15 protein-coding genes, 1 tRNA gene and 1 pseudogene are annotated in these 18,354 nt (G+C 50.9%); 2 read left to right on the plus strand and 15 right to left on the minus strand.

The genetic code is table 11. The features are described from left to right. Positions 1–132: 132 nt before the first annotated feature. The 5 genes from G5S52_RS22845 to G5S52_RS22865 form a co-directional block, all read right to left on the minus strand. On the minus strand, positions 133–1,233 hold the full coding sequence (locus G5S52_RS22845; protein ID WP_165018772.1) for an ABC transporter ATP-binding protein: 1,101 nt from the start codon (positions 1,231–1,233) through the stop codon (positions 133–135). Between the two features lie 5 nt (positions 1,234–1,238). Continuing rightward, complete coding sequence (locus tag G5S52_RS22850; protein WP_062666298.1) at positions 1,239–2,120, minus strand: carbohydrate ABC transporter permease; 882 nt, start codon at positions 2,118–2,120, stop codon at positions 1,239–1,241. Next, a complete protein-coding gene (locus G5S52_RS22855) occupies positions 2,107–3,012 on the minus strand; it encodes a carbohydrate ABC transporter permease (protein WP_165018774.1) in 906 nt (301 codons plus the stop codon). Before G5S52_RS22855 ends, G5S52_RS22850 begins: the two co-directional genes overlap by 14 nt. Before the next feature lie 98 nt (positions 3,013–3,110). Continuing rightward, positions 3,111–4,358 (minus strand): ABC transporter substrate-binding protein, encoded by a 1,248-nt coding sequence (locus G5S52_RS22860; protein WP_165018776.1) that lies wholly within the window; start codon positions 4,356–4,358, stop codon positions 3,111–3,113. A gap of 84 nt (positions 4,359–4,442) precedes the next feature. Next, the gene (locus G5S52_RS22865; protein ID WP_165018794.1) at positions 4,443–5,438 is read right to left on the minus strand and encodes a LacI family DNA-binding transcriptional regulator; all 996 of its coding nucleotides are present in this window, start codon (positions 5,436–5,438) and stop codon (positions 4,443–4,445) included. A gap of 414 nt (positions 5,439–5,852) precedes the next feature. Here G5S52_RS22865 and G5S52_RS24265 point away from each other — a divergent pair. Then, positions 5,853–6,146, plus strand: a pseudogene (locus G5S52_RS24265) (YbiU family protein); the annotation flags it as partial. A gap of 80 nt (positions 6,147–6,226) precedes the next feature. Beyond that, positions 6,227–7,021: a YbiU family protein gene (locus G5S52_RS22870; protein WP_268895555.1), complete on the plus strand. Its 795-nt coding sequence runs from the start codon at positions 6,227–6,229 to the stop codon at positions 7,019–7,021. Between the two features lie 262 nt (positions 7,022–7,283). On the opposite strand, the gene G5S52_RS22875 is transcribed toward G5S52_RS22870, so the two are convergent. The 10 genes from G5S52_RS22875 to G5S52_RS22920 all read right to left on the minus strand — a co-directional run bounded on the left by G5S52_RS22875 (position 7,284) and on the right by G5S52_RS22920 (position 18,289). Continuing rightward, positions 7,284–7,892 carry a transglycosylase SLT domain-containing protein gene (locus tag G5S52_RS22875; RefSeq protein ID WP_165018778.1) on the minus strand — a complete coding sequence of 203 codons (609 nt, stop codon included), beginning with the start codon at positions 7,890–7,892 and terminating at the stop codon, positions 7,284–7,286. Positions 7,893–7,985: 93 nt separating this feature from the next. After that, positions 7,986–9,560 carry a glutamate--cysteine ligase gene (gshA, locus tag G5S52_RS22880; RefSeq protein WP_165018780.1) on the minus strand — a complete coding sequence of 525 codons (1,575 nt, stop codon included), beginning with the start codon at positions 9,558–9,560 and terminating at the stop codon, positions 7,986–7,988. Positions 9,561–9,672: 112 nt separating this feature from the next. Continuing rightward, a complete protein-coding gene (locus G5S52_RS22885; protein ID WP_165018782.1) occupies positions 9,673–12,501 on the minus strand; it encodes a M16 family metallopeptidase in 2,829 nt (942 codons plus the stop codon). 21 nt (positions 12,502–12,522) lie between these two features. Next, positions 12,523–12,954, minus strand: coding sequence for a YqaA family protein (locus tag G5S52_RS22890; RefSeq protein ID WP_165018784.1), 432 nt, complete (start codon positions 12,952–12,954; stop codon positions 12,523–12,525). After that, positions 12,941–13,528 carry a fructose-1-phosphate/6-phosphogluconate phosphatase gene (yqaB, locus tag G5S52_RS22895; protein WP_165018786.1) on the minus strand — a complete coding sequence of 196 codons (588 nt, stop codon included), beginning with the start codon at positions 13,526–13,528 and terminating at the stop codon, positions 12,941–12,943. The genes G5S52_RS22890 and yqaB overlap by 14 nt, the downstream gene beginning before the upstream one ends. Beyond that, the gene (locus G5S52_RS22900; RefSeq protein WP_165018788.1) at positions 13,528–14,463 is read right to left on the minus strand and encodes an NADP-dependent oxidoreductase; all 936 of its coding nucleotides are present in this window, start codon (positions 14,461–14,463) and stop codon (positions 13,528–13,530) included. The genes yqaB and G5S52_RS22900 overlap by 1 nt, the downstream gene beginning before the upstream one ends. A 104-nt stretch (positions 14,464–14,567) precedes the next feature. Beyond that, entirely contained in the window at positions 14,568–15,698 is a 1,131-nt protein-coding gene (locus G5S52_RS22905; protein ID WP_165018790.1) for a sodium ion-translocating decarboxylase subunit beta, read from the minus strand. Positions 15,699–15,708: 10 nt separating this feature from the next. Next, the gene (oadA, locus tag G5S52_RS22910; protein ID WP_165018792.1) at positions 15,709–17,493 is read right to left on the minus strand and encodes a sodium-extruding oxaloacetate decarboxylase subunit alpha; all 1,785 of its coding nucleotides are present in this window, start codon (positions 17,491–17,493) and stop codon (positions 15,709–15,711) included. A 37-nt stretch (positions 17,494–17,530) separates the two neighbouring features. Then, positions 17,531–17,776, minus strand: coding sequence for an oxaloacetate decarboxylase subunit gamma (locus G5S52_RS22915; protein ID WP_002540086.1), 246 nt, complete (start codon positions 17,774–17,776; stop codon positions 17,531–17,533). A 436-nt stretch (positions 17,777–18,212) separates the two neighbouring features. Then, positions 18,213–18,289: transfer RNA gene (locus G5S52_RS22920), tRNA-Arg, on the minus strand. Positions 18,290–18,354 lie beyond the last annotated feature (65 nt).

Below are 18,354 nucleotides of genomic sequence, written 5' to 3' on the forward strand. Positions count from 1 at the left end.
CATCGGAGGAAATCCGCTCCGGTGCAGAAAACGTCGCGCAGACCGTATCCGGCTTAAACGTCGGAACTTGAAGAAAAAACCAAATAAAAAAACGCTCGACTCGGGAGTTTTTTATTGCACGGACACAAACGCTTATCGGATTCGGTTACCGTTATCAGTATCAAACAGCACCAGTTTTTCAGGATTAAAACCAAGGTGTGCCATATCCCCTGCGCTTAGCGAAATATTCGCTGGCATTCGGGCAACGACTTCCTTGCCACCCAGCGATGTAATCACATAAGTGTCCGCGCCAGTTGGCTCAGTCACATCGACTTTGCAATGCAAGGTACCTTCGCCATCGGTTTGTTCTGTAATGTCTTCCGGTCTCACACCAAGGCTGACAGTTTTCCCAACATAGGCAGCCAAGTCTGCAAATCCCACGTCAAAGGCTATAGATTGATGCTCTCCATCAAACCCTTCCAGTTGCAACACGGTGCGGCTCGCGTCTGCCTCAATGACTTTGGCATCCACAAGATTCATGGATGGGCTCCCCATAAAGGTTGCCACAAAGGTATTGGCCGGATTGTCATAGACTTCAGCAGGAGATCCTAGTTGTTGAAGCTCGCCGTCTTTCATCACTGCAATCTTGGTTGCCAACGTCATCGCTTCAATCTGGTCATGGGTGACATACACAATCGTCGCATTCAAACGTTGGTGAAGACGTTTGATTTCGGTACGCATATCTACCCGTAGCTTGGCATCCAGGTTCGACAATGGCTCGTCGAACAGGAAGATTTTCGGGTCACGCACAAGTGCCCTCCCCATCGCCACACGTTGACGTTGACCACCGGAAAGCTGACCTGGTTTTCGGCTCAGCAGGTGTTCAATCTGCAGCATGGAAGAGACTTCATTTATCTTGCGGTCACGCTCCGGTTTTGGAACGTTACGCATTTCCAATCCAAACGAGATGTTCTGACCAACGGTCATGTTCGGATAAAGTGCATAAGACTGAAATACCATGGCGATATCCCGATCTGCCGGGTGCAGGTCGTTAATCACCACATCACCGATAGAAACACCGCCATCACTGATGCTGTCGAGACCTGCAATCATATTCAATAGTGTGGATTTACCACAGCCAGATGGCCCCACCAGAACCAGAAAGTCACCATCATCAATGGCGATGTCGATCCCCTTTAATACCTCAACATGACCAAAGCGTTTTTTTACATTATTCAGCGTCAAAGAAGCCATTCACATTATCCTTTTACTGAGCCAGCCATCAGACCGCGTACGAAATAGCGACCGGCCAGGACATAAACCAAAAGGGTGGGCAGTGCCGCAATCATGGCGCCAGCCATGTGCACGTTGTATTCCTTTACACCCGTGGAAGAGTTCACCAGATTGTTCAGGGCTACGGTGATCGGTGCAGTATCTCCCGATGCAAAAGACGCCCCAAACAGGAAGTCGTTCCATATGTTGGTGAACTGCCAGATGATGGTCACCACAATGATAGGGCCAGAACTTGGCAACAAAATGCGGAAGAACATTTGGAAGAAACCTGCGCCATCAATCATGGCGGCACGAATCAACTCACTAGGAAACGCTTCGTAATAGTTGCGGAAAAACAGCGTTGTGAAACCCAAACCGTAAATCACGTGCACCATCACCAGCCCTGGCGTGGTATTCGCTATCCCAAGCGTACCGAGTACCTGGCTCATAGGCACAAGCACCACCTGGAATGGAATGAAGCAGCCAAACAGCATCAAACCGAACACCCATTTGTGCCCCGGGAAACGCCACTTGGTGAGCACATATCCATTCAATGCACCCAATATGGTGGAAAGCAAAACACCGGGCACCGTGATGGCAATTGAGTTACCGAAGTAGCCGCTGATCCCTTCGCAGGTAAGGCCGATACAGGCTGTTCCCCACGCAGCTTTCCAGGGCTCCACCGTCCATACTTCTGGCAGTGCCAGCATATTGCCCTGACGGATTTCATCCAGCTCTTTAAAGGATGTCACCAGCATCACGAACAGAGGAAGCAGATACATACAGGCGAACACAATGAGCGTGGTGTAGATCAGCACACGCCAGAATTTTGCGCCCTGAAACGGGGATTTGTTATCAATGCTCTCCATGCTTGGGCTCCTTCAACTCGCTGTAGAGATAAGGGATGATGATCGCCGCAATGGTCATCAGCATGATAATGGCACTCGCAGAACCCACTGCCATTTGGTTTCGCGAGAAGGTGTACGAATACATAAAGGTGGCTGGCAATGCAGTTGCATTACCCGGACCGCCTCCCGTCAGCGCAATAACCAAGTCGTAGCTCTTGATCGCCATATGGGCGAGCACGATGAAAGCGCTCAAGAATACCGGGCGAAGCTGAGGGATAATGATGCGGCGATACATCTGGAAGGATGATGCCCCATCAAGCTGCGCCGCTTTCAGCATTTCGCTGTCGATGCCACGAAGCCCTGCCAGGAACATAGCCATCACAAAGCCGGAGGTTTGCCAGACCCCTGCGATAACAATGGTGTATATCGCCATATCCGGATTAATCAGCCAATCAAAGCTGAAGCTCTCCCACCCCAGTTCATGCATGGTTTTTTCAAGCCCAAGGCCAGGGTTCAAGAACCACTTCCACGCGGTACCTGTCACGATAAAACTCAGAGCCATCGGGTAGAGAAATATGGGGCGAAGCCCGCCTTCAATACGGATTTTCTGATCGAGAAGAATTGCCAGCAGCAACCCCAGCGCACAGCAAATCACAATGTAGAGAATGCCGAAAATGGCGAGATTTTCGAGTGCCACCTGCCAGTTAAGGCTGTTCCAGAGTTTTTCATAAGGCCGAACCCCATCGAGGTTATAGTTCGGCAGCATCCGCGATCGGCTGAAAGAAATGTAGGTTGTCCAGGCAATAAAGCCGTAAACAAAAAAGAGGATCAGCGCGAACGAGGGAGCAATGACAATTTTTGGCAACAGCTGCTGCCAGAACTGGCGCGAGCTGTATTTTCCTTGAGAAGCCATAGTTGGTCCTTCAAACGACGAGAAACGACTATCCGTGGGATTAGACTCTGCGAGGAGCAGAAAGGGGAAGGTCTGTAACCTTCCCCTTTTTCATCGGATTACTGCGCATCCTGAACGGCAGCAACCAGTGCTTTCGTCGCTTGCTTGGAGTCCATACCGCCGTTGAAGTGGTTAGTCACCACGTCATAGACCGCATTTTTCACCGCTGCCGGTGCCGCGTGGCCGTGCGCCATGCTACCGACAAGCATGTCGTTTTTGTTGGCTTCCGCCAGATCCGCCATGCCTTTTTTACCACAGGCATCAAACGCTTCGTTCGACACATCTGTACGCGCTGGCACTGAACCTTTCACTACATTGAACGCAGACTGGAACTCCGGAGACATGATGGCTTTCGCCATGGCTTTCTGTGCATCCGAATCGCCCACATCAAACATCACGAATTGGTCCGAGTTAAAGGTCACCATACCTTGGGTGCCTGGCATACGGAAACAGAGGAAATCTTCATTTGGCTTCTTACCGGCTTTCAGGAATTCACCTTTCGCCCAGTCGCCCATGATTTGCATGCCAGCTTTATCTTCAATCACCATAGCAGAAGCCAGGTTCCAGTCACGGCCCGGGAAGTTCTTATCCACGTAGCCGCGCAGCTGTGACATACGGTCAAAGATTTGCACCATGGTGTCTGAACCTAACGCTTTAGGATCTAAATCCACCATCGCTTTTTTGTAGAAATCGATACCGCCAGTGGTCAGTACCACGCCATCAAAGATGGTTGCATCCTGCCAAGCCTGACCACCATGAGCCAATGGGATATAGCCCGCGGCCTTCAGTTTATCCAGCGTTTCAATCAACTCGTCCCAGTTGGTTGGCTGTTTAGCGCCAACTTCATCAAGCAGCTTTTTGTTTGCCCAAATCCAGTTCGTAGAATGGACATTCACTGGCGCAGACACCCACTTACCATCATATTTGGCGAAGTTTTGCAGTGCATTCGGCACCACCGTATTCCAGCCTTCGGCATCTGCCACGCTGTTGAGGTTAGCTACCACATCTTCCGCTGCCCAGTCCTGGATATCAAAACCCAGCATTTGCACTGCTGTAGGAGGATTACCCGAGGTCACACGGGCACGTAGAACCGTCATTGCGTTACCACCGCCGCCACCGGCAACTGGCATGTCCTGCCAGCCTACGCCCTGGCCTGCCAGATCGTCCTTAAGTACGTTCAGTGCTGCGGCTTCACCACCCGACGTCCACCAGTGCAGCACTTCTACATCTTCTGCCTGAACGACAGTCGCTGATAACAGCAAAGTACCTGCGAGCGGCAGGGTTTGCAGCATGTTGTTCTTTGTCATGATAGTTGTCCCATTCTTTTCGTTGACCTGCGATTACAGCAGTCTTCCTTTCCTAAAAGGGGACTGAGGCCAGACTTTCAGCCTTTATCCCTCTACCGAACAACATGACGAACGAACCACAAGTTCCACACCCACCAGGGCGTTTTCCGGCACCTTCTGGTTATCTCGCCATTGTTGCAATCGTTCATATGCCATTTGGCCGATGTCTTCTGCCCTGACCCTGACTGTCGTCAGCGCCGGCGACATCAACCGGCTATCCTCTAAATCGTCAAACCCCACCACAGCGATATCTTTCCCTGGGGTTAAGCCACGCTCTTGCAAAGCGGTATACACGCCATATGCCACCACGTCGGTAAAACACACGATGCCTGTGATGGAAGCGTCTCTGTCCATCACCCGGTTGACCGCGATCGTCCCCCCCTGCCTTTTGGTGGAACTTGGCTCAATGTCGCTATCTTTCACTGTCAATCCGGCTTCTCTCATGGCCTTCAGGAAGCCGTCTTTGCGTTCGTGGTAATCCGATATCGTCGTCAGCCCGCCAACAAAGGCGATGCGTTTGTGCCCAAGCCCAATCAAATACCGTGTCGCCAAATACATCCCCAGACGGTTATCTGGCATCACCGTGGGCACATGTGCGCCTTCCACGTCCCGCATTAAACAAACCACAGGGTGGGAAGCATCCGCCAATTCCCTCAACCACACCGCCTCTGTACCTGGCGCGGGTGTAATGAAAAAACCTGCCACATTGTGCTCTTTAAGCGATGCCACCATAGAGCTTTGACGGTCGACGCTTTCATTGATGTTGACCACCACAGGCATGTAACCCCGCAGCTCCAGCTCTCCTTCCAAAGCGATAATTACTTGCGCTAGATAAGGGTTCGCCAAATCGTTTGCCACTATCGCTACCAGATTCGACTCACGGCTTCGCAGCCCCGCCGCATCGCGGTTGTAGACATAGCCCAGCTCTCGAATCGCCGTGTTCACCTTTTCCACGGTATCCGCTTTCACACCCGCAGCGCCGCGAAGGACCAAAGACACGGTGGATTTCGACACGCCCGCAGCTTTTGCTACATCAATCACCGTGGCTTTTTTCGGACTGGAATGTCCGTTTTTATTACCTGTTGCCACGAGAGAACCACTCCTGCCTAGTCATGCTTTGCCCATGAAAAATATTTACCCTTCAATTACAAATATATGCGAGCAAAACCTTCAAACGGTTAAAAAATAAACTGGAACGTTCCAATAAAGGTAGTATATTTGTGGAAATGAGGTTGCAATTTCGTTAACTGACTGACTCAAAACAAGGATTAGATCACATCAGATACGAAAATCTTGTTAAGGCCCCGCAAGGACGTGACGAGTGCCTCCTTAAGTCCGCTTATTTGTTTGTGGTTTTAAGGTGGTACTGACGTATCAATAGGAGGACGTATGCCGCTTTCCACTGAAAACATGCCACAGCAAATCCGCGAATTTAAGCAGTCACTGAAAGTGCAGATGAGTGATTACCCGTCCCGGTTCGAGCAAGTCTCTGAAGCCATGAAGGCAGAAGTTGAACGTATCAAGGAGGAAGAGAGTAAAGGCTCTGCGATCCCCCAGTTTGAATTTGCCGATATTGCCAAAACCGGTTTTAACGATGCGCAAAAACAGCAAGTTCACCGTGCGGGCTGCTGCATTATTCGAAACACCTTGCCAGCGGCAGAAGTCAGCGAGCATAACGAAGCACTTTCCCAGTACATCATCGACAACGGGTATTACGACCATACGCCAACCGTTGAAGACAACTACTTCAGCCAATTGAAATCTGACAAGCCACAGATCTTCGGGATCTACTGGTCACAAGCCCAGATCTGGCGCGTCAGCACCCAAACATGGCGACTGCCCGAAGACACCTTAACCACCTCTGGACCTGGCAGGACAATGGCAAAACCTTTTTCAACCCGGATCTTGAAGCCAGTTATGCGGATCGTGTCCGTCGCCGCGAACCAGGTGACGCTACTCTCGGCCTTTCCCCACATGTCGATTCCGGCTCGATAGAGCGTTGGATAGAACCCCATTACCGGGAGGTTTACCACGAAGTGTTTCTGGGTGACTGGCAGAAGTATGAAGCGTTCCATGGTGCCAACCGTATTGAGGTCGAGGAATATCCATCCCCTGCGGTATGCAGTGTTTTCCGCACTTTCCAAGGCTGGGTGGCGCTGACTTCTCAGGGCAAGGGGGATGGAACCTTGCAAATGGTACCTTCCACTATGGCGATGCCTTACATGCTGCTGCGTGCGATTCAAGATGATGTGCCTGAAGAAGATCTTTGTGGCGCCACACCAGGGCGTGCGCTGACCGTCTCACCGAAATGGCACCCATTGTTGCTGGAAGGTTTGGTCTCAATACCGAAAATGAATCCTGGCGATACGGTCTGGTGGCATCCGGATACCATTCACGCCGTGGAAGATAAGCACAACGGAGACGGTTACAGTAATGTGCTATTCATCGGAGCGGCGCCAGATTGCGAGAAAAACCAGCACTTCCTTGCCAAGCAGCGCACTGCTTTTCTAAATGGTGAAAGTTGCCCAGACTTCGCACCCGAGCACCACGAGAAAACCTATCAGGGACGTGCAACCTTGGATGACTTAAGTGAGCTGGGCAAACGCCAGATGGGTTTTGAATAATACCAATCACAGTAAATAGGTGCTCAGAAACAGCGCAGGAAAAATGCTCGAGAACAAGGCGGAAAATTTCGATAAGTAGTTATTCTACAGTCAAATTTTCCAACGCTGTTATCGAGAATTTTAACAAGCTAGGATGAGTAGATATTTACTACGATTGGTATAACCTCAATGTCAGCGATAATAGCTTTGGGGTTCCCGTAGGCCAAACGCAAAAAAGCGCCGGATTCGGCGCTTTTTTATTGAATCTACTCAGCAAAGAAAGTTAGAAAGGCCACCAGCTTCGGTTATCTTCCAACTCTTCACGGCAGCTTCTCAACTGCCCACCGTAAGTTTGCGCCTGGCGCTCGACCTTTCTCGCCACTTGCATCACTTTCGGCTTGGATTTGTAAGTGCCACGCTTAAAGCCTCCACGCCCTTCGTGATAGGCCAGATACTGGTTGTAAGCATCCCACTTCGAAATCCCCAGTTGCTTTTGGGTTTCGCTGGTGTACCAGCCGATAAACTGCATGGCATCACCAAAATCTGTGCGAGAGCCACCATTTCGGGTTGCCTTCTGATAATCAGACCAAGCCGGATCCTGCGCCTGAGCATAACCATAAGCACTGCTCACCCGTCCCCATGGGATCACCCAAAGCACATAGTCTCTTGGCGGTACCGCATCATGAACATAGGAGCTTTCCTGCTTCACGAATGCCATAGCAATATGAATTGGTGTCCCCCACTCATCTTCCATGTCGACCGCATCTTCATACCAATCGTCATACTGGCGGAAAATACTGCAAAGGTTATCAGGATTTTTCGGCGGAGGCGTCGCACAACCGGTTAATACCAGTGCGCAGAGAACAAGCAGCCATTTGGGAGAAATGCGCATGGGTGTCCTTTCTGTCTATCGTGTTCTTTCTATCTATCGCGTACAAAAACAGGCTGGGGATACCAGCCTGCTTATTGCTAAATCAGTATCACTTCAGAGTGATACACTATCACCAAAATACTCGGCCAGGTACTGCTCGAAGCTGATACCGTCGCCTTGCTCCACATCTTGCTGACGTTTCAGGCTGGCTTCGCTTTCGTCTTCAAACTGCTGCTTAGAGAAAGTCTCGTAGTCACCTTGGGCAAACAAGGCCTGATTGTCTTTAGCAATGCCAAGACCCACTTTACCGATGCTTTCTTTGGCCAGAACCTCTTTCAGCAGTTTGGCTGAGAGCGTTTTCTCTGGGTCATCGAACCAACCTGACAGCTCAGTGCATACCGACTGGTACTTGTCGCCGCCGTAGACTTTGTCCATCACCACTGCCAACTCAGCCAAATCAGCAAAGACACGGCGTCCCCACTCGGCTTGCGTCAGTTGTTCGCCATCGCAGCCAATTTGCAGCGTCAGACCCGGTTTACGTCCTTCCAACACCACTTTGTTCCAGTTCTCGCGCCAGCATTGCAGCTCACAATCCGTCATTGGTGCTGACTCAGACAGTGCACACCAAGTGATGAACAAGTCGAGGAAGTATACCTGATAGTCATCGATGCCCACCGGGCTGAATGGGTTAACATCCAGCGATCGCACTTCGATATATTCAACACCGCCGCGCTCCAACGCTTCAGACGGTTTTTCACCGCTTTTCGCCACTCGCTTCGGACGAATCGGCGCATAAAGCTCGTTTTCAATCTGAAGGACATTGCTGTTGAGTTGGCGGTAACCGTTTTCGTCTTTCACCCCAATCTTGGCAAAGTCAGCAGATGGCGTGCCAATTGCCGCGCGAACACCTTGCAGGTATTGCTCTAGACTATCAAACCCAATCTTGAGACTGCTTTGCGCATTGTTGGTGTAGCCCAAGTCGCTCAAACGAAGAGAAGTCGCATAAGGCAGATAGCAGGTGCCGTTGCCAATCTCGTTGAAATCGAGTTTGGATTCAGTTTTGTTGATAAAAGATCCGCACAGCGCTGGTGAAGCTCCAAACAGATAAGGGATCATCCAACCAAAGCGGTAGTAGTTTCGGATCAAACCAAAATACGCTTCAGAGACGGATTCCTGTCTTGCGCACGGTGTCTGATCGCCAAACAACTGCTGCCAGAAACTGCTTGGGAACGAGAAATTAAAATGCACGCCGGAGATGATTTGCATTACGCTGCCATAGCGGTGCTTCAACCCCTGACGATACAGGGTCTTCATTCGACCTACGTTTGACGAGCCGTACTGTGCCAAAGTGATGTCGTCTTCGTTCGCGACATAACACGGCATCGACATCGGCCACAAAGACTCTTCACCCAGTGTGCGATAGGTGAAGCGGTGGATGTCCTGCAACTGGGAGATCATTTCTGGCACGGAATAGGTCACCGGCGTGATGAATTCCAGCAATTGCTCGGCGAAGTCGGTGGTAATCCATTGATGAGTCAGGGCAGAGCCTAACGCTTTTGGATGGGCGTCGGAGGACAGCGTGCCTTGGGGTGTGATGCGCAATGCTTCGCGTTCAACACCTCGGCCTATGCCTTTAAGCGCTTCCGGGTTTGCGGAGAACGCTTCCAACCTTTGGGAGAAACTAGTCAAGGCTGCACTCGTTTATTGTCATAAAGCAGTAAGATGGCTAAGCATAATCACTCTTGGTGGCAAAAGCCATCTCACTGTATTTACTCTTGGCTTCCCTGCCGAGGTTTAGGGGTTAATTCTCAACCACTAAACGCTTTACGGGCAGTCCCAGTGTGGAAAGTGCAGGTTCAAGTGTCGCTGCATCTCCCACAATAATCACCTGATACGCGTCAGGTTCGAACCATCTTGCCGCCAGTGCATTGAGGGTTTCTTTTGAAACCGTCTCAATAATCGCTTTCTGCTGCGCTTTGTAATCTGACGACAACTGATGGCGCATCATATTGGCAATAAGACCGGCCTTATCGCCAGGCGTTTCATAGCTCAACGCATCTTTTTGGCCTACGGCAAGTCGCAGGAACTTCAACTCATCGTCAGTGATGCCACTTGACGCCATCTCGTTGAGTTCATTTTGCATTTCGCGGACGGTATCGACCGTACTGTCTGCGCGCACTTGCGCCTGAAATACGACACGGCCTGTGTCCTGATTACCCACGACATAGCCGCCGGCTCCATAAGTGTAGCCTTTGTCCTCACGAAGATTCAGGTTAAGTCGCGAGTTGAAATTTCCAGCCAAGTTGAAGTTTGCCAGTTGGGTTTTGAACATCTCTCCGGTAGCGTCATAAGGCATGGCATGGCGCACCATTTGCACCACGCTTTGCGGCGCACTGGGTTTATCCACCAGCCAGATTTGCGGCTCGGCATATTGCTTGCGTTCTGCCGGTGCTGGCGCAGTGGCCTTATCCCCTTTCCAACGGCTCAACCCATTCACTTTAGACAGTAAGGTTTGCTTATCAATGTCACCGACCGCAATCAGACGCGCATTGTCGGGCGTGTAATTGTCTGCATAGAACTGCTTCACATCATCAAGCGTCAGGCCATTCAAGGTTTCCTTGGTACCTTCTGACGGCAATGCGTGCCAAGGGTCACTGTAGAGCACTTCACGTCTGGCCTGTCCGGCCTGCCATTGCGGCGTTTGGTGACTGAAATGAATACCTTCCAGTGCCTGCTTCTTTAAGCGGTCGAAATCTGTCTCATCGAAGCGCGGATTAAACAGCATGTCACCAGCAAGCGTCAGGGTTTCACGCAGATTTTTGGTCAATGAGGAAACACTGATTGTGGTGCCACGTGATGACGCGCTGATGCTGATGCTTGAGCCCAGGCGATCTAACTCAGCAGCAATATCTTCACTGCTTCGATGGGTCGTGCCTTCAGATATCAAATCTGCCGTCAGCGACGCCAATCCATTCTTGCCCTTGGGCTCCATCAAGCTTCCGGCAGGAAGCACCAGATGCACAGTCACTGTTGGCGTTTCGTTTGATTCAGCGCCGGAGATCTCAATCCCATTGCCCAACTTGGCGTGATAAAGCTCAGGCACTTTCACTGATACTGAACCGTTAGGGCCCGGTGGCACGCTGCGATCAAACGTTTCCGGGGTGTAACGCATCACCTGCTTTTCTGACTCACCGGATGATGTCGCCCGGGTTGCGGTGTAGTTTTGCTCGGCCGCTTGCAGGCGTTTTTGACCTCTAGGCACCACTGACACATTCACCGAAGGCTGTTGCCACACAAAACGGTTAAAGGCATTTTCCACGTCTTGGGTGGTCACGCCATTCAGCTCATCAAGCCAGCTTGCCAGCCTGTCTGGGTCACCATAGAAGGTTTCATTCGACGCAAGCTGGGAAACCTTACCCTGCACACTTTGCAGGCCAAACACGGCACCTGCTTCCGCACTGCCTTTCACCTGTTCCAGATCGTCTTCTTTGATGCCCCGGACTTTGAGTGAATCCAGCACCTTCATCACATCACCGCGAAGCTCGCTGAGATCCTGACCACGGTTACCTAACACGTAGAGCTGGAAGTTACAGGAAAGCTCTGCACAATCCTGATAGGCACTGGCACTGAGCGCTTTGCCCGGTTTCACCAAATCTTGATACAGCAGGCTGTTTCGCCCTTGACCTAACACCGAGCCCAACATGTCGATCGCCACGCGGGAATCCGCACCTGGGTATTCAGTTGGCCAGCTCATCACCAGCATCGGCTGCTGAATATTGTCTTCGAGCGTCACAAAACGATCAGCGTCAATAGTCACAGGCCATTTGTCCGCTGCTTTCACTTCCGGCCCACGCTGGATATCACCAAAGTATTTGTTCACCCACTTCAGTGTCTGCTCAACATCGATATCACCGCCAATGGTTAGCGTGGCATTGTTCGGTCCATACCAACGTAAGAAGAAGGCTTTCAAATCGTCAACATCAACGCCGTTCAAATCTTCCACGTAGCCAATCGTCGGCCAGCTGTAAGGGTGAGTCGGCGGATAAAGCGCCGCGGCCAGGGTTTCATGGACCAAACCATATGGGCGGTTTTCAAAGTTTTGTGCCCGTTCGTTTTTCACCGTGTCACGCTGGATTTCAAACTTACGCTGGGAGACCGCCTCTAACAGAAAACCCATTCTGTCCGATTCCAGCCACAGCATTTTTTCCAGCTCATTGGCAGGCACAGTTTGATAGTAGTTGGTGCGGTCACGGTTAGTGGTGCCATTGACGCTACCACCAGATTCAGTGACAAACTTGAAATGCTGCTGATCACCGACATGCTTCGAACCCTGGAACATCATGTGCTCGAAGAAATGCGCAAAACCAGATTTACCCGGTTCTTCACGCGCGGAGCCAACATGATATGTCACGTCCACATGCACCAGAGGATCAGAGTCATCCGGATGCAAGACCACTGTCAGCCCGTTGTCCAACTGGTATTTTTGATACGGAATCGACGGGGTGTTCTCGCCAGCTTTCTCTTGTTCGACAAACGTGATGCCTTCAGGCAGCGAAGGCTGGGAAGTGGCGTGATACACGCCACACCCCGACAGCCCTAATACAGCGGCAGTGAGGATAAAATAACGCACTAACTATCCTTTCTATGATCGTTAAAAAAGAAGGCCTCGGGTGACCAGTGCCAGAATGAGATAACGCAGCGCTTTACCTAACGCTATCAAGATCCAGCACCAAGGTTGTTTGAGTCTCAGCCATCCGGCAGCAAGACAAAGGGGGTCACCAATGATGGGAAGCCAGCTTAGCAGCAAGGTCCAGTAACCGTAACGTTGCAGCCAGCTAATGGCTCTTTGACCGTGTTTTTGGTTAAGGGTTCGCGCGGGAATAAAACGGCCTATCCAATAGTTGGTCATGCCACCAAGGGTATTACCCAAAGTCGCCACCATGACCAGTATGGCGATACCGTAATCGCTCTGTTTAAGAAGGTAAATCAGGTTGGCTTCTGAGCCACCGGGAAGCAAGGTTGCGCTGAGAAAACCGGTCGAAAACAGGACCCACAGCGCAGAGTCACCACTAATCCAATCCAACGTCTGTCACCCGTACATCTATGACATCCATCCCTGCTGCAGCCGCAGCGTCAATGCCAAATATCGCGTCTTCAAACACCAGACACCTTTCCGGTGACACTTTCATCAGCTGCGCACAGTGCAAAAAGGTATCCGGCGCAGGTTTGTGGGCGGAGACCTGATCCGCCCCCACTACATAATCAAACAAATGGAGAAGCCCTGATTTCTCCAGCATTCTCGCTGCGATGTCAGTCAAGGTTCCTGTTCCCACTGCCATCGGCTTTTTGCCTGCATAGTATTTGGCCACTTCAACAAACGGCAGTTGCTCAAGATGATCTTCCATCAGGTATTTGAAAGACTGTGTTTTGTGGTCAGCCAATATTTGGGGCTCAATCGCCAACTCCAACTCTTTCACCAAAGTTTGAGCCGTCAAAATCGTCGGACTGCCACCACGGGAGTGATACCAACTTTCGTCAACCTCAAACCCAAAGTCAGAGGCCGTTTGCTGCCAGGCTGCAAAGTGCGCAGACATGGAATCGAGCAGCGTGCCATCGAGGTCGAAAATCAGCGCTTCGTATTTGTCGTAACAACTCATTATTGCGGGATCTCCAAAAGAATTTTTCCGCGGGTTCTGCCGCTTTGGATTTCGACATGCGCCTGAACACCGTCTTCAAGCGGATAGATTTTACTGATTTCGATGGTAAGCGATTTGTCCGAAACCGCATTCAGCAATGCATCAAGTTGGGCAACATTCGGCTGTACCAGCATACCCTGAGCGATGACACCGCGTTTCTCTGCCGCTTCGATAATGCGCGGAGCCGTAATGGTCGGCACAGTGACCACACGACCACCGGCTTTCACTGAAGCCAACGCCGCTTCGCCAACATCGCCGCCCATCAGGTCAATCAGGACATCAATGTCCTGAACCTGCTGTTCAAGTGGTGCTTTGCCATAATCCAGAGCGGTAGCGCCCAGCGAAGAAACAAACTCTTCATTTTTGTCGGAGCAACTGGCAAACACGTCTGCGCCCTTTGCTTTCGCCAACTGGATGGCAATATGGCCAACACCACCTGCGCCCGCCAGGATCAGCACTTTATCGTCTTTGGTCGTATTGACTAACTCAAGCGCCTGCAAGGCTGTCAGGCCTGCAACCGGAAGCGTTGAAGCTTGTTCCAAAGATACATCCTCCGGCACAAAAGAGAGCGCGTCAGAAGGTGCGCAAAGATACTGGCCATAGCCTCCACCCTCGACAATTCGGCCCACGATACGATCACCAGCCTTAAACTGTCCGCTATCCTGCACAACCACACCTGCTGCATCAAAGCCAGGCGTCCAGGGTAAGCAGTCTTTGATTTTCTCTGCGCCCCAACCAAGACCTGCACGGGTTTTAGCGTCGATGGGGTTAACGCCAGCGAACCCCACTTTCACCAATACCTGACCTTCAGATGGTGTTGGAATATCGGTTTGTTGCAGCTTGAGGGTATCTGGTTCACCGAAAGCAGTGATGGCAAGTTGGAGGTTCTTTGGCATGGTTTCATCCTTTTTCTGCACCAGCGTTTTTTTCCAGTGTTAATAAAAAAGGCGGAAGACTCAATGCCTTCCGCCTTATTATTTTGTGAACGTATTTTAAAGGGTTAGCCAACCAGTGCCAGCAGAACACCTGCTGCAACCGCTGAGCCCAATACGCCTGCGACGTTTGGCCCCATTGCGTGCATCAACAGAAAGTTATGCGGGTTGGAATCAAGACCTACCTTGTTAACCACACGTGCAGCCATAGGTACAGCCGAAACACCTGCCGCACCAATCAGTGGGTTGATGTTGTCTTTGCTGTATTTGTTCAAAAGCTTAGCCATCAATACGCCAGCCGCAGTACCGATACTGAACGCGACCGCACCTAGCACCAGAATACCCAGCGTTTCAAACTTCAGGAAGGACTCTGCCTGAAGCTTAGAACCGACAGCCAGACCCAGGAAGATGGTCACGATATTGATCAGCTCGTTTTGCGCCGTGTTTGACAGACGGTCAACCACGCCACATTCACGCATCAGGTTACCCAGACAGAACATACCAACCAGCGGTGTCGCAGAAGGCAGGAACAGAATCGCCATCATCAGTACCGCCAACGGGAAGATGATTTTCTCTGTCTTCGATACGTGACGCAGTTGCTGCATCTCGATCTTACGCTCTTCCTCGTTGGTCAGCAGCTTCATGATTGGCGGCTGGATAATTGGCACCAGCGCCATGTAGCTGTACGCCGCAACCGCAATCGCACCCAACAAGTCTGGAGACAAGCGACTGGCCAGGAATATTGCCGTTGGACCATCTGCACCACCGATAATCGCGATAGATGCCGCATCTGCCAGTGAGAATTCCATCCCAGGTACCAGATTCAGCAAGATGGCACCAAACAGGGTAGCGAAGATACCAAACTGCGCAGCCGCGCCCAGCCAAAGGGTGCGAGGGTTAGCAATCAATGCACCGAAGTCAGTCATCGCACCCACGCCCATGAAGATAAGCAGTGGGAAGATTCCAGACTCAATGCCTACGTAGTAGACGTAATACAGCACACCACCTGGTTCGGTAAAGCCGGCATTCGGGATATTCGCGAGGATGGCACCAAAACCGATTGGCAGCAGAAGTAAGGGCTCGAAGCCCTTACGAATCGCCAAAAACAACAGGCAACAACCGACAGTGATCATCACGAGCTGGCCAAAATCAAAGTTGGCCAGACCAGTTTCACTCCAGAGGATTAACAAACCTTCCATGATTTTCCTCTTACGCCAGGCTCAGTAGTGGTGAACCAACGGTAACAGAGTCACCTTCTTTCACCATCACGTCTTGCACGACACCTGCACGGGTTGCGCGAACTTCTGTTTCCATCTTCATTGCTTCCAGGATAAGCAGCACATCGCCTTCCTGAACCTGATGACCTTGTTTAGCAACCACTTTGAAAATGTTACCCGCCAGAGGCGCTGCAACCGCTTCAGATGCACCTGCTGTTGGTGCAGGGGCAGGAGCTGCAGTTGGCGCTGCCGCAGAAGGCGTCACAGATGTCAGCTCGCCTTGCGGACCAACGACCACATCGTAAACCTGACCGTTTACCTGAACACTGTAAGCTTCAGTGCCACCCGCAGAAACAGGTGCTGCTGGAGCCGCTGCAACTTCAGGTTCAGTGCCTGGCACTGGTTCAAAGGCATCCGGATTGCCACGGTTTTTCAGGAATTTCAGACCAACCTGTGGGAACAGAGAGTAAGTCAGAACGTCATCAACCTGTGCTTCTGCCAGCAAGATGCCTTCTTCTTTCGACTTAGCAATCAGCTCATCAGTCAGAATGTGAAGCTCAGGTTCAATGAGATCAGCAGGACGGCAGGTAATCGCTTCTCCACCATCCAGAACGCGCGCCTGAAGTTCTTTGTTCACTTCTGCAGGTGCTGCGCCGTATTCGCCTTTCAGCACGCCTGCTGTTTCCTTGGTGATGCTCTTATAACGCTCACCCGTCAATACGTTGATAACCGCCTGAGTACCTACGATTTGCGAGGTTGGTGTTACCAGCGGGATATAACCGAGATCTTCACGAACGCGCGGAATTTCTTGCAACACTTCGTCTAAACGATCGGCTGCACCCTGCTCTTTGAGCTGGCCTTCCATGTTAGTCAGCATGCCACCTGGAACCTGAGCAATCAGGATGCGAGAATCGACGCCTTTCAGCTGACCTTCAAACTTGGCGTACTTCTTACGAACTTCTCGGAAGTAAGCAGCAATTGGCTCGATTTTCTCAAGCTGTAGGCCAGTATCACGCTCAGTGCCTTGCAACATAGCGACTACGGTTTCGGTTGGCGTGTGACCGTAGGTTTGGCTCATGGAAGAAATCGCAGTGTCGAGCACATCCAGACCCGCTTCCACCGCTTTAACCGCAGTAGCAGTAGAAAGACCGGTTGTTGCATGGCAGTGCAGCGCAAGAGGGATATCACAAGAAGCTTTGATGCGCTTGATCAGCTCTTCTGCCTCATAAGGCTTGAGCAGGCCAGACATGTCTTTGATACATAGGGAGTGACAGCCCAGATCTTCAAGGCGTTTCGCCAGATCAGTCCAGGTGTCCAATGTGTGGTAAGGGCTGGTGGTGTAAGACAACGTACCTTGAGCATGCGCGCCAACATCCACAGCGGATTTCACCGCTTTCTCAAAGTTACGCACGTCATTCATCGCATCAAAAATACGGAATACGTCCATACCGTTGGCGTGGGCACGCTCAACGAATTTCTCTACCACGTCATCCGCATAATGGCGGTAACCCAGCAAGTTCTGACCACGCAACAGCATTTGCATTGGGGTTTTCGGCATCGCTTTTTTCAGTTCGCGCAGGCGAACCCATGGGTCTTCGCCCAAAAAGCGGATACAGGCATCAAAGGTTGCGCCGCCCCAAGTTTCCAATGACCAGTAACCAACATCATCTAACGCAGCGGCAATCGGTAACATGTCATCAAGACGCATACGGGTCGCAAACAGCGATTGGTGCGCATCACGCAAGACAACGTCTGTAATAGCGAGTGGCTTAGACATACGACAAAACTCCTTGTAATTGTATGTTTCGCATCAGCTAGCGCTGGCGATTACGGTATTTATGTACTGCTGCAGAAATCGCAGCAATAGTTTCCCCTGACACCTGACCATTATTGTTATTTGATGGGGTGGTCGTGGTGGTTGCCTGAGGTGGCAACTCTTCGGGGACCAAGCGGGACATCAGCTTGACCAGACCGACCAAGATGGTAAGAAAGACGAAAACCACTACCATGCCTGTCAGCATGAGTGTAGCGGCGTGCTGAAGAGTACTACCCAAATCCATATGTTTGCTTCCTTGCAGGTTACCGTATTCCATTTACCGGAAAATCGGCACGACTTTTCTCAACGAAACGTATTTTACATTTTGTTGAGAATTTACTCACTCAGTTAAGTTATCGGTCAAAATACTAACAAACTGCAATAATGACAATCCTGCAATACTCGTCAATTGCTTCATTTTCGGCCTCAGACGCAATAAATACGGACAATTGTTACTATTTTGTTAACACCAAGCATCTGAAATAGGCTGCAACTTGTTGCGGAAAGTTCGCAGTGTAAAAGTGCTACTTTTTAGTGAGTTAAGCGGTTTTTCTCGAATGAGAAGAACAGTGAGCAGATAAAGTAGCAAAAGTATAAAAACGGAAAATATAGAGAAAAGTAAGGCTTTTGAGACAGTGAGAGATTAGTCGGAAATTTCGAATAGAAATGCAGAAAAGAAATGGCGCGACCGGGAGGATTCGAACCTCCGACCGCCTGGTTCGTAGCCAGGTACTCTATCCAGCTGAGCTACGGTCGCGCAGGCATTGATTGCATAAAGGTATCAATCAAGGTGAAAGTGATATGGCGCGCTCGGGAGGATTC

The sequence above is a fragment of the Grimontia sedimenti genome (assembly GCF_011045095.1).
GTDB lineage: Bacteria > Pseudomonadota > Gammaproteobacteria > Enterobacterales > Vibrionaceae > Enterovibrio > Enterovibrio sedimenti.

Bases quoted from the DNA above. Each gene is read 5' to 3' on its own strand.
- oadA (WP_165018792.1), bottom strand. From the start codon at position 17,493: ATGTCTAAGCCACTCGCTATTACAGACGTTGTCTTGCGTGATGCGCAC.
- G5S52_RS22850 (WP_062666298.1), bottom strand. From the start codon at position 2,120: ATGGAGAGCATTGATAACAAATCCCCGTTTCAGGGCGCAAAATTCTGG.
- G5S52_RS22870 (WP_268895555.1), top strand. From the start codon at position 6,227: ATGGCGACTGCCCGAAGACACCTTAACCACCTCTGGACCTGGCAGGAC.
- G5S52_RS22905 (WP_165018790.1), bottom strand. From the start codon at position 15,698: ATGGAAGGTTTGTTAATCCTCTGGAGTGAAACTGGTCTGGCCAACTTT.
- G5S52_RS22875 (WP_165018778.1), bottom strand. From the start codon at position 7,892: ATGCGCATTTCTCCCAAATGGCTGCTTGTTCTCTGCGCACTGGTATTA.
- G5S52_RS22860 (WP_165018776.1), bottom strand. From the start codon at position 4,358: ATGACAAAGAACAACATGCTGCAAACCCTGCCGCTCGCAGGTACTTTG.
- G5S52_RS22845 (WP_165018772.1), bottom strand. From the start codon at position 1,233: ATGGCTTCTTTGACGCTGAATAATGTAAAAAAACGCTTTGGTCATGTT.
- yqaB (WP_165018786.1), bottom strand. From the start codon at position 13,528: ATGAGTTGTTACGACAAATACGAAGCGCTGATTTTCGACCTCGATGGC.
- G5S52_RS22915 (WP_002540086.1), bottom strand. From the start codon at position 17,776: ATGGATTTGGGTAGTACTCTTCAGCACGCCGCTACACTCATGCTGACA.
- G5S52_RS22900 (WP_165018788.1), bottom strand. From the start codon at position 14,463: ATGCCAAAGAACCTCCAACTTGCCATCACTGCTTTCGGTGAACCAGAT.
- G5S52_RS22855 (WP_165018774.1), bottom strand. From the start codon at position 3,012: ATGGCTTCTCAAGGAAAATACAGCTCGCGCCAGTTCTGGCAGCAGCTG.